The sequence below is a fragment of the Jeotgalibacillus campisalis genome, assembly GCF_000829515.1.
Taxonomy (GTDB): Bacteria; Bacillota; Bacilli; order Bacillales; family Jeotgalibacillaceae; genus Jeotgalibacillus; species Jeotgalibacillus campisalis.
Genome location: NZ_JXRR01000022.1, coordinates 84,829 through 96,802, shown reverse-complemented (window position 1 = coordinate 96,802; position 11,974 = coordinate 84,829). Strand labels below are relative to the sequence as shown.

Below are 11,974 nucleotides of genomic sequence, written 5' to 3'. Positions count from 1 at the left end.
AATAGAAAAAGCCACCAGTTCTCCCTTAATGAGGGAAGTCTAGGTGGCTTTTCTGTAATCTTTAATTATAATCTCGTTTTACCAATTTGAATCTGTAGAGGTATCTTCTGAAGATTCATCTGAATGATCGAATTCAGATGAATCTTCCTCGTTAACATGATTGGAAGCAAGAAGCGGCATATCCAAATGCTCCCGAAGTTCAGCTTTGACTCTTTCTAAATCATCTTCATAAGGTTGGTAGAAGTATACGCCATTGTACATCACACCATCACCTTGAAGTGTTTTCATATCAACGGTCAAATCAGAATTGGCGGCATAAGCGATAAATGACTTCATTTCGCTGAAGCGCATATTTGTTTTCATATTGTCGCCAATGGCTTCAATGACATTGGCATAATTATTTATCGAACCAATAGAAGTAGATTTATCTAAGATTGCTTCCATTACCTCTAACTGCCGGCCTCCGCGTGCGATGTCACTGTCATAAGAACGTGTGCGTGAGAATGCCAGTGCTTCTTCTCCGTTTAATACCTGGCGCCCTTCTTTTAATTCAATCGCATTGTAGCTGTCTTCAGAGTCCATTTCTTTCATATCGAATGGGACATCCACTTCGACTCCATCCAGTGCTTCCACTACATCGATAAAAGCATAAAAATTCATTCTGACATAATAGTCAACGGGAACATCCAGTAATTCTTCGACAGCGTTCATTGAAGCATTCGGACCACCGTAAGCATGAGCATGATTAATTTTATCTTCTATTCCAGCTTCAGGTATATACGTCAGGGTATCACGAGGAATGCTAAGGAGTTTTACGGATTTATCTTTATTATTGAGAGTAGCAAGGATCATTGCATCCGACCGCGTGTTTCCTCCTTCAAATCCAGCTGAGCCCGATCTTTTTTCACTTTCATCAATCCCTAAGAACAAAACGGATACATTGTCAGTAGCAGGGTCTACCATTTCATCCCGCATCCCGGATTGTGCCCGTCCTTCTAGCGCTTCATATGAGCCGTCAGCAGCATTCTTTGCTTTATAATACAAATAGCCGCTATAGCCTAGTGCTGAAAAAGCTAAAAGTAAAATTGGCAGAAGTATCATAATGACACGTTTCTTCAATTTTCTCCCTTTAGTTTTCTTTTTAAACGTTTTTCTATCCATTGTGTGTAATGGCTCCTTTGATGGTAAATTTACTTTTAACATAAGGGCAGCGCAACACGATCTTTGAAATTTGCAGAATATTTACTAGTCAAGAGATTTGCTTTTAACAGCCCAACCTCTATTCTACTCTTTTTCCGCTTTTCAGTAAAATGAAACTTTCGTTACAGTTTAATTGCGATTTTAACTAAGAAGTTATATTTTCCTCTATATACAATTGAGTGCCAATTTCTATTTTAGATTGTCCATTTGTTAAATTCGTCATCCATTCTATAAAGATTTCAATTTCATCTACTGCCACATGAGTGTCTATGACGACATCCTCTAGATAATGAATATCGTGTAATAAATAAGAAGAAGAGCGGATTTCATTTTCAATTTTACCAAGCCAAGTATAATCGATTGTCGTGCTGACAAGAGAATGAAGATTTCGCTCGACAATCCCAGCCGCATTAATGCCTTCTGTCACAGAACGTCCATATGCTCTAATCAGGCCGCCGCCGCCCAACTTGATCCCGCCAAAATAGCGTGTTACAACTACTGCTGTATCTTTCAAGTCACGTTTTTTTAACACTTCAAGCATGGGTACCCCAGCTGTCCCTGTTGGCTCGCCATCATCATTCGCCTTTTGAATTAGATTCTGCTCCCCGATCATGTAGGCCGAGCAATTGTGGTTGGCTGAAGGGTGCATCCGTTTAATCTCCTGTATAAAGGTGTGCGCTTCTTCTTCTGTTTCAACTCGTTGAACGGAAGTTATAAAGCGGGATTTTTCAATTATAATTTCATTTTCTGCTTTTTTTGCGATAGTTCGATATTGTTTTAACATATATGAGGCACCCCTTTATCAATTTCGCTCGTTATATTACACCATTATAACAACAAACGAGGATTTTCGTCACAACGCATGAAATTGAAAAGAAGGTGAAATATCGTATGCGTCAATTGTAATGATACTTTAATATCGCGACCTTATAAGGATGGTATAATAGACTAGGTCCAGGTTTGGATTACATTATCAGATAATTACTATTCTAGTAAAGTAATAACCGTGAGAAATTCCGACATTTACTGCGTTAAAAACATATACTGCGGAAGGCTTTCTTTTTTTCTGTTTAAACAGTATAATTTTTTACAAAGACACTATGTAATAGGAAGGAGTCTGGATTGTGTCCGCAACTAGTTTGGATTCCCAAATGCTTGACATCATTTTGGGTAAAATGATCGATACAGTGGACCAAAGCAAATCAGACATTTTTGAAATTGGGGAGCAAACCCGTAACGATTATGAAAGCCTTGTAAAAGAGCTTAGTCAAATCAGGGAAAAAATCACCACTGTGATCTATGAGGGTGATGACCTTGAAAGACGATCTCGTTTTGCTCGTAAAAGGCTGGCAGAAGTCAGTCACCATTTTAAAAATTTCTCAGAAGAGCAGGTTCGTCAAGCGTATGAAACGGCTCATGACCTCCAGATCCAGCTCTCTGTTAACAGGCAGGAAGAGAAACAGCTTCGCAGCCGAAGAGACGAGCTCGAACGAAGACTGCAAAGCATGCTGGACACGATTGAACGAGCTGAGAATTTAGTCACACAAATATCGGCAGTTCTAACTTATTTAAATAGTGATTTAAAACAAATGGGTGCAGCACTGCAAGATGCTAAACAAAAACAGGAATTTGGCATTCAGATTATCGAAGCACAAGAAGAAGAAAGAAAGAGGCTTTCCCGGGAAATTCACGACGGGCCGGCTCAGCTTATGGCAAATGTCCTCATGCGGTCTGATTTGATTGAACGTGTATATAAGGATAAAGGAGCACAGGAAGCTTTCCTTGAGATTAAAAGTCTCAAGAAAATGGTTCGTTCCGCCTTGTCTGAAGTGCGCCGTATTATCTATGATCTTAGACCAATGGCGCTAGATGACCTTGGACTAGTTCCTACATTAAGAAAATATCTAAGTTCAATTGAAGAATACAGCAATGGTACAAAATTATTGTTTAACCAAATAGGTGAAGAGTCACGATTACATCCTAAGTACGAAGTATCCCTGTTTCGTCTTGTCCAGGAGTCGGTTCAAAATGCTCTGAAGCACGCACAGGCAACTGAAATTTCCGTCAAAGTGGAAATACGGCAGGACCGTATCACAGTCGTTATAAAAGACAATGGAAAAGGATTTGATCCTTTGCAGAAAAAACAGGGATCTTTTGGTTTTATAGGGATGCGGGAACGGGTAGAATTGCTGGCAGGTGAAATGACGGTCAATTCCAAACCGGGGTCCGGCACTCTTATTATGATACAAGTACCGCTTTAATGGATTTCATAAGATCAAGGAGGAAAATATATATGACAAAAATATTAATTATTGATGACCATCAGCTATTTCGTGAAGGCGTGAAACGGATCTTGGATTATGAAAAATCTTTTGAAGTAGTTGCAGAAGGCGACGATGGTTCTCAAGCGATTGATCTATATGATACACATCAGCCGGATGTAGTCCTGATGGATATTAATATGCCGGAAGTAAATGGTGTAGAAGCAACAAAAACACTAATTGAAAATTATCCTGATGCGAAAGTAATCATCCTATCGATTCATGATGACGAAAATTATGTTTCGCATGCTCTGAAGTCAGGAGCTTTGGGCTATATGCTGAAGGAAATGGATGCAGATGCTCTTATTGATGCAATAAAAACGGTGACAGATGGAGGATCTTACCTGCATCCTAAAGTCACGGTTAATCTTGTAAATGAATTCCGCAGATTGGCTGATGCAGAATTCACAGGTAATTTCCAGCAGGTCGAAGTTCGCCGTCCGCTGCATTTATTAACCAAGCGTGAATGCGAAGTTCTTCAAATGCTTGCAGATGGAAAAAGTAACCGGGGCATCGGGGAAGGCCTTTATATCTCAGAAAAAACAGTTAAAAATCACGTAAGTAACATTCTTCAAAAAATGAATGTAAATGACCGGACCCAAGCCGTTGTAACAGCCATTAAAAACGGCTGGGTAGAAGTACGATAATCAAGTAAAAAAAGAGGATTGCCTAATGCAGGCAATCCTCTTTCTACATATCCAGAATGTTCGACCCAGATGTGACGAAATGAAACGAATATTGCCTGGGAAATGTCTTATAGCTTAACTAAGCTATAAACTAAAAACGGTAGACTGTGCATTTTTAAATAAAGAAAAAATGCCGTCATGAACATATGTACTTATGCCTGATAAGCTTTAAAAAGAATAGGTTCATTGGAGCGCAAGGCGGGGACTCCAGCGTGAAAAAGCGGGAAGGGTGAGACCATGCAGATGCAACAGCATCAAAGGGGCTCACCTCGCGCCCCGCGGAAAGCCTCCGCCTGCAACGGAAATGAACCGGTCCTTATTTCCTTCTCCGTGCAAAATCAACAAACTTAAATTTGTCCAACCGGTGTCTTGACTCCGTATATTGAAAAATTGTCGTATCTTCCAAATGCACATAATTTCGAACGAGTACAATATGACTGTATCCATCCAGGTCAAGCAGCGCACGATCTTCATCGGTAGCCAGTTCAACCGTAATTTCTTTTTTCGCATAAGAAATGTTCAGGCCTAAATGATGCTCCAAATGGGCATAAATAGAGTCACTGCAAACCTCTTCTGTGAGAGAAGGGACGCTTGACTGCAGGAGCCAGTCTTTATCAAGAATAACGCGCTCACCATCAATCGTTCGAACACGCACAATTTCCCATACTAATGATTCTTTATCACATTCCAATTGCGGTGACAGCCAGTCTTCTGCTTCTGTCAGTTCAAGTTTATGAACGGTTGTTGTAATATTTTTCCCTAAAGACTGCTGCAGCTCTTTAAAACTGACAAGTCCTGATACAGGAAAGGTCATCTTACTAACATCAAGCACTAAGGAGCCCTTACCCTGCATTTTTTGTATAAACCCATTTTGAGAAAGTAAAGTAAGTGCTTTGCGGATGGTTTCACGGGAAGTTTCAAAGCGCTCGCAAAGCTCGTGCTCAGAGGGAAGGAGCGAGTTAGGCTCATAGATTCCCTGTTTAATTTCCCCGGACAATTCTTGAAAAATGTTCATATATTTATTGGTTGTTGCCATATAAGATCACCCTGTTTTATTGTATCATAATGGAAGGAAGCAGGGTATAACCCGAAGACATCCGTGCATTTTCTATACAGAAAGGACGTTTCAATCTTATGATATCTAAACGAATGAGAGCCGCAATAGGAGCAGGCTTGCTCACTTTACTCCTGGCTGCCTGCAGCGGCGATGATACGACAGAAAATACAGGTTCTATTGACGATGGCCAAAGCGGTCAGGGGCTTGATACACATACGCAGTCTGAAGCGCCTGAATCAGCAGAGGAAGATTCAGAGATCGGCTTTGAAATGAATAGTGAGGGTGAAGTGGATGAAGCAGAAGATGTTCCACCTGAAGCTGAAGAGGCAATTCTGTCTGTCTTCGACGAATATATCTCCACCTTTAACGAAAAAGATATAGAAGGATACCTTCAGCTGCTCCGCACAGATGACGGCTACTTTGACGAAGAAGAGGAAAGAACTGCCTTGGAGAAAGTGTATGAATCATTTGACGTTGAACGTGAAGTGGAGCTGAAAACGATCAGTGAATACAAGGAAGACGAAGCACATGTGTATGCAGATTTAATACTGACAACGACAGACCCATCAAATGGCGCAGAAGTGACCAGGACAGGCCGCCAGATCACAGTCTTTCATCTGGTTGAAGAAGAATGGAAAATAGCGTCTATTCACTTTATGGCTGACCCTGAATAGATTCGTTCTATACCTGGCTCTGAGATCTCTCGGGGCTGGTTTTTTTTGTCCAATTTATGGAGAAAGAACGAGAAAAGGATGATCCCATTTTCGGTATCATCCTTAAAATTCTTATTTGTCTCTGCAGTTCTTGCATACTTTTTGAATATCCTTCGATTGGGTTATATGAGAGTACAGAAGTTTTATGCCCGTTCTGCTGCATTTCGGACAGGTGCCTCGATAAGTAACTCCATTTTTGACCGATCGTTTCTTTAAAATTTTCCCTCGATTGCTTTTCGCCATGGTCATCCATCCTCACCGGGTTCTTTCTTTATATAATGATCAGAACGTTCAAGTGGGTGGGCTGTAGCCCGCAATGAGAAATTATATTGAAAGAAGCGTTCAATCCGGTGAGGATTGAACGCTTCTTTTTTAACTATTGAGCTATGCGGTACTACTTCTTAAAATAAAATACAATCGATTCGTACGGGCGAAGTTCGTATGATTCAGGTGTGCCGTTACGATCGTCGTAATTGCCGATTAATACTTTATGGTCAGAAAAGCGTTCGAAGTGTTGTGCTGTTTCTTTTGGCAGCTCAAACTTCACACTGTTTTCATAAAAATTATTAATGACAAGCAGGGCTTCTTCATCCGTATTTCGTGTATAAGCAAAGATAGCCGGATCATCTGCTAAAAGCAGTTCATAGTTCCCGTTTGTGATAATGTCATATTCTTTACGGAGAGCGTTAAGCTTCTGATAATGATAGAAAACAGATTGAGAATCTTCGACCGCTGCTTCTGCATTGATTTCTTTGTAGTTGTCAGCGACTGGAATCCAAGGTGTTCCTGTTGTAAACCCGCCGTTTTCCTCCGCATTCCATTGAACCGGGGTACGTGAGTTGTCACGCGATTTCTGTTTCAGAATTGCAAGAATTTCCTCATTTGAATGCTCGGTTTCGATCAGCTGTTTGTAAATATTTAATGATTCAACATCTCGATAATCTTTAATGGTATTAAAATGAGGGTTGGTCATACCAAATTCCTCGCCTTGGTAAATATAAGGCGTTCCCTGCATCATATGAATCGTTGATGCGAGCATTTTAGCTGATTCAACACGGTACTCACCGTCATTGCCATAGCGCGATACAATACGCGGCTGATCATGGTTGCACCAGAAAAGGGCGTTCCAGCCGCGGCCTTCGTTCATGCCAACCTGCCATGTAGATAAAATGTCTTTTAGCTTAATAAAATCAAAATCAGCGACTGTCCATTTTTCGCCATTAGGATAATCCACTTTTAAGTGATGAAAATTAAATGTCATGCTTAGTTCTTCGCGTTCTGGATTAGAGTACTTGATACAGTGATCAATCGTGGTGGATGACATTTCACCCACTGTCAGCAAATCATGCTTTGAAAAGACTTCACGGTTCATTTCGTGCATGTATTCATGTACTTTAGGTCCATCTGTGTAAAATTTACGTCCATCTCCATCTCCGTCTTCATCTGGAAATGACTGATCCTTTGAAATCAAGTTGATGACGTCGAGGCGGAAGCCATCCACACCTTTTTCAGCCCAGTAGTTCATCATGTCATACAGCTTTTCACGCACTGCCTCGTTTTCCCAGTTAAGGTCAGCCTGTGTGACATCAAATAGGTGAAGATAGTATTGGCCGGACTCTTCGTCAAGCTTCCACGCGTTGCCGCCAAATTTTGACACCCAGTTGGTTGGGGGGTTCCCATCTTCTTTAGCATCTTTCCAAATATAAAAATCACGGTACTCACTGTCTTTGGACTTGCGGGACTCAACAAACCACTCATGCTCTGTCGAAGTATGGTTGATGACAATATCCATAATAATCTTAATTCCTCTATCATGCGCTTCACTCAACATGCGGTCAAAATCCTTCATCGTACCGTATTCATCATGAATGCTGAAATAATCACTTATATCATAACCATTATCATTCTGAGGGGACTTATAGGGAGGAGTCAGCCAAAGAACATCTACTCCAAGCTTTTTCAAATAATCCAGCTTCTCTGTAATGCCGTTTAAATCCCCTACGCCATTTCCTGTTGTATCATTAAAACTCTTCGGATAAATCTGATACACAACCGCTTTTTTCCACCATTCCATACAAAAACCACTCCTTAAATTTAACTGTCATACTTAACCGATTACTTAAAAACAAAGCGTCCGCTAAAATTCTGCGAACGCTTTTGGTTTTTAGTCTTCTAATTTTCCTTTTTTAACGAATAGTCCGTAAAGAAGGGTTAATACGAATGGCACGACAATAACAATGGCCATCCCGATGCTGAAAATCAGCCAGAATTCTTTTTGAATGGAGATAATTCCAGGCACACCGCCGACTCCGATTGAATTGGCAAGTACAAAATTAGTTCCAAGCAGCAGTCCTGCAATACCGGATCCAATTAATGCACAGATAAACGGGAAGCGGTAGCGCAAGTTAACCCCGAACAGCGCAGGTTCTGTAACACCAAGCCAAGCCGATATCCCTGAGGAACTGGCAAGACCTTTAAGTTTTTCATCTTGTTTTTTCGTGAAGAAGGTCAAGGCGAAAATCGCAAATGCTGCTGAACCTTGAGCAATATTCGATAAAGCAAGAATCGGCCATAAGAATGTTCCGTTGATATCGCTTGAAATAAGCTGAAGATCAACTGGAAGGAATGTATGATGCATTCCTGTGATAACAAGGATTCCATACACGGAGCCGTAAATTAAACCGCCGAGCCATCCGAAGTTGTTAAAGATCCAGATCACGCCGTCAGCAATTGCTGTTCCGGCAGCAAACGTCAAAGGTCCAATGGCAATAAAGGCTGCAAGAGCCGTAATTAAAAGGGCTACAGGAGCTACTACGAGAAGTTTGATTGAATCATGAACTTTACGATTAAGAAATTTTTCGATTAAAGCATAAAGATAAGCTGCAAATAATACTGGCAATACTTGTCCCTGATAACCAATCGCTTCGACTGTTATCCCGAATAAATTCCAGGTCGGAACCGTTCCTTCTCCAACTGCATCCGGATAAGCATAGGCGCTTAATAGGCCAGGATGCACAAGCACAAGACCGAGTACAATCCCCATCAGCGGGTTGGCGCCAAAGCGTTTGACAGCTGACCACCCAATTAATGCGGGTAAAAAGTTGAATGCCGCACTGGCTATAATACTAATAACTTCGGCTAAATCAGCCCATTGTGGATACATAGCGACTAATGATTCTTCGCCAAATAAATTTTCTACAGTTAATACATTGTTCAACCCGAGTAATAAACCGGCTGTAACGATTGCAGGTAAAATCGGAATAAAAATGTCTGCAAGCAATTTAATCGTCCGCTGCAATGGATTCATTTTCTTTGCTGCAGCGTTTTTCACATCGTCTTTGGAAACTTCCTGAATTCCTGTTTCCTCCGCTAGTACCTTGTAGACTTTATCCACAAGACCTTGTCCAATGACTACCTGATATTGACCGCTGTTAGCAAACGATCCTTTTACCAAATCAATGGCTTCAAGCTTTTTCTTATCTACTTTGCTATCATCATGAAGCACAAACCGCAGCCGTGTAACACAATGAGTTGCAGAGTCGATATTTTCTTTTCCGCCAATCGCTTCAACGATCTGACGGACTTGATCTCTATTTACATCACTCATCTGTAACCCTCCCGTAACCGTTTTCATTTCCGTGACGCTTCGCTATCCATTCATCTATTCCCTATTGGACAAAAGATAGTCCAAAATAGTCAGAAACAGCGCTTACATTTACAAACTTATCATATTACGTGTATATACAAGTTGTCAACTCTTAAGATCTGAATATTCTTTTGTATAAATACCTTTAATTAGCAATTAAACTGTTCGAAACTCATCTATTCATTAAAATTACTATATGCTATTCTTAATGAGGTTTAAAATTGAAAGGAGGCAGCCCTATGAAAGAACGGATTATAGGGATTGATTGGATTAGAGCTGCAGCTTGTTTAAGTGTTGTATGGGTCCATTCAATTGCCAGAGTCAAAAGTATTTATGAACTGCCTGGTTTGTCCTATGAGTTTTTGCTGCTGATTCAAATGGTTTTTATCTTTGCCACGCCGATGTTCGTTATGATCTCAATCTATATATTAAGCTATACCTATAAGGATATTGCCCCACAGGGTTTTTGGAAGAAACGATTCTTGTATATATTGATTCCATATTTCTCAATTTCTTTTATTTCTGCATTTTATTATAATCTTGTAAACGGGTTTTCCTTTGAATATATGGGTGCAATTTTGTATAGATATATTATCTTGAGCGGCTGGAACGGCTATTTTATTCTCATCATTTTTCAACTTTATTTCCTGCACTTTTTGTTTAATCGATATTCTCACAAAGTTAATCCGTATTTTGTAACGGCTATAGCGGTTGTCATTAATATTCTTTATAATTACATTGTTTCGTATCTCCCGCCTCCGCATGAATCGCTGGAGCTGCTTTGGAGACAGTATGGCAGAGTGTTCTTTCCAGGCTGGATCGCTTTCTTTATCGTTGCTTATTACGCTGGGCGATATGCTATCCAATGGAAGAGCTTCCTGCGTAAAGCTGGCCCCGGCATCGTTGTATTAGCCTTGCTCTCGATGTTTTATGGATTTTATAATGTAGCAGCCGATAATTATACTGTGATTTCATCCAGAAGAAATGATGTGCTGTTTTACACGATCTTCTTGTTTCTATCTTTTCTTTATCTCACAGCTTCCTTTAAATCTGTGCCATGGGTAGTAAAGATCGTAAGTAAGTATTCATTCTCAATCTACTTGCTTCATTTGCTGTTCATCGATGTGTTTGCAAGATTTCAGCCATTCACTTTATCAGCGACAGCCTACGGCATTCTTGCTTTCATCTTTTCAACTCTCGCAAGTATAGGGTTTTCATGGATTGTTAAGCATATCCCTGGCTCTGCTATGATTATTGGAGTGATTGACCGCAAAAAATCCTCCGGCAAAAAGAAGAAGCCCCTTGAAGAAATGACTGCCCGATCTTCATAATCTATCTGCCTTGACCTACCCTCTGTTTAAAACAGAGGGTTTTTATTTTTCCAAACAACATTGCATGAAAGAGATGCATTCAATGAATTCTTGGGCTAAAATAGGAGCATAGGGTCTTCGGACAAGTTTATGGCTTTGGAAATTTTATTGCAGGGATAGGAATGATGGAATGAAGACAGCGATCGTAACGGATAGTACAGCATATATACCAAAGAAACTTCGGGATGAGCTTTCGATTCATATGATTCCATTGAGTGTGATTATGGCCGGGAACGTGTATCAGGAAGAGGTTGACCTGACGACTGGGGAGTTTTATGAGTCGGTGCGCGTGGAAAAGGATCTTCCTACGACCTCGCAGCCGGCAGTCGGTCAATTTGCGGCTCTTTTTGAGGAGCTTTCAGAGGAGAATGATGAAATCGTTTCTATTCATTTATCGAGTGGCATCAGCGGTACGTTTTCCGGTGCGGTGCAGGCAGGGGAGATGGTGGAATCCATTCGGGTTTATCCATTCGATTCAGAGATTTCCTGCATGGTTCAGGGGATGTTTGTGCTAGAAGCTGCCGAGATGGCACAACGCGGGTGTTCAGCAGAAACGATTGTTTCGTACTTAGAGGAACTCAAAGAAACAACACGAGCGTATTTTATGGTAGATAATTTAAGCCATCTTCAGCGCGGAGGCCGTTTGTCCAATGCACAGGCTATGATCGGCAGCCTGCTTCAGGTGAAACCGCTGCTGCACTTCGTGGAAAAGAAGATTGAACCGTTTGAAAAAATTCGCACGCGCAAAAAAGCGATGAAACGGATGGTTGATTTACTGGCTGAGGATGCCAAAAAATATGATCATCTTCAAGCTGTCATTATTCAGGCAAACCGTGAAAATGAAGCGGAAGAATGGAAGCATGAACTCCAACAGCAGCTGCCAAATGTCACATTCCGGATTTCTCATTTTGGTCCGGTAATTGGGACACATTTGGGAGAAGGTTCAATGGGCCTTGGCTGGATGAAAAAAGAGTAGAAACA

10 protein-coding genes are annotated in these 11,974 nt (G+C 40.9%); 5 read left to right on the top strand and 5 right to left on the bottom strand.

Features of this window, described 5'->3' with window-relative positions:
- Nucleotides 1-78: 78 nt before the first annotated feature.
- Nucleotides 79-1,161 carry an LCP family protein gene (locus KR50_RS16375; RefSeq protein WP_041061185.1) on the bottom strand — a complete coding sequence of 361 codons (1,083 nt, stop codon included), beginning with the start codon at nt 1,159-1,161 and terminating at the stop codon, nt 79-81.
- Nucleotides 1,162-1,345: 184 nt separating this feature from the next.
- Nucleotides 1,346-1,984, bottom strand: coding sequence for a YigZ family protein (locus KR50_RS16370; protein WP_041061184.1), 639 nt, complete (start codon nt 1,982-1,984; stop codon nt 1,346-1,348).
- 340 nt (nt 1,985-2,324) lie between these two features.
- Here KR50_RS16370 and KR50_RS16365 point away from each other — a divergent pair, with 340 nt between their 5' ends.
- Nucleotides 2,325-3,461 (top strand): sensor histidine kinase, encoded by a 1,137-nt coding sequence (locus KR50_RS16365; protein WP_156969551.1) that lies wholly within the window; start codon nt 2,325-2,327, stop codon nt 3,459-3,461.
- 32 nt (nt 3,462-3,493) lie between these two features.
- Entirely contained in the window at nt 3,494-4,168 is a 675-nt protein-coding gene (locus KR50_RS16360) for a response regulator transcription factor (protein WP_041061182.1), read from the top strand.
- A 355-nt stretch (nt 4,169-4,523) separates the two neighbouring features.
- On the opposite strand, the gene treR is transcribed toward KR50_RS16360, so the two are convergent.
- Nucleotides 4,524-5,243 carry a trehalose operon repressor gene (gene treR, locus KR50_RS16355; protein ID WP_041061180.1) on the bottom strand — a complete coding sequence of 240 codons (720 nt, stop codon included), beginning with the start codon at nt 5,241-5,243 and terminating at the stop codon, nt 4,524-4,526.
- A gap of 98 nt (nt 5,244-5,341) precedes the next feature.
- Between treR and KR50_RS16350 the strand changes: the two genes are divergently transcribed.
- Entirely contained in the window at nt 5,342-5,938 is a 597-nt protein-coding gene (locus KR50_RS16350) for a nuclear transport factor 2 family protein (RefSeq protein ID WP_041061178.1), read from the top strand.
- Nucleotides 5,939-6,371: 433 nt separating this feature from the next.
- On the opposite strand, the gene treC is transcribed toward KR50_RS16350, so the two are convergent.
- On the bottom strand, nt 6,372-8,051 hold the full coding sequence (treC, locus tag KR50_RS16345; RefSeq protein ID WP_041061175.1) for an alpha,alpha-phosphotrehalase: 1,680 nt from the start codon (nt 8,049-8,051) through the stop codon (nt 6,372-6,374).
- A gap of 90 nt (nt 8,052-8,141) precedes the next feature.
- Nucleotides 8,142-9,584, bottom strand: a complete 1,443-nt coding sequence (gene treP, locus KR50_RS16340) for a PTS system trehalose-specific EIIBC component (RefSeq protein WP_041061172.1) — start codon at nt 9,582-9,584, stop codon at nt 8,142-8,144.
- A 278-nt stretch (nt 9,585-9,862) separates the two neighbouring features.
- Between treP and KR50_RS16335 the strand changes: the two genes are divergently transcribed.
- Together KR50_RS16335 and KR50_RS16330 are read left to right on the top strand one after the other, a co-directional pair.
- Nucleotides 9,863-10,954: an acyltransferase family protein gene (locus tag KR50_RS16335; protein WP_041061169.1), complete on the top strand. Its 1,092-nt coding sequence runs from the start codon at nt 9,863-9,865 to the stop codon at nt 10,952-10,954.
- Between the two features lie 169 nt (nt 10,955-11,123).
- Nucleotides 11,124-11,969 carry a DegV family protein gene (locus KR50_RS16330; protein ID WP_041061168.1) on the top strand — a complete coding sequence of 282 codons (846 nt, stop codon included), beginning with the start codon at nt 11,124-11,126 and terminating at the stop codon, nt 11,967-11,969.
- Nucleotides 11,970-11,974 lie beyond the last annotated feature (5 nt).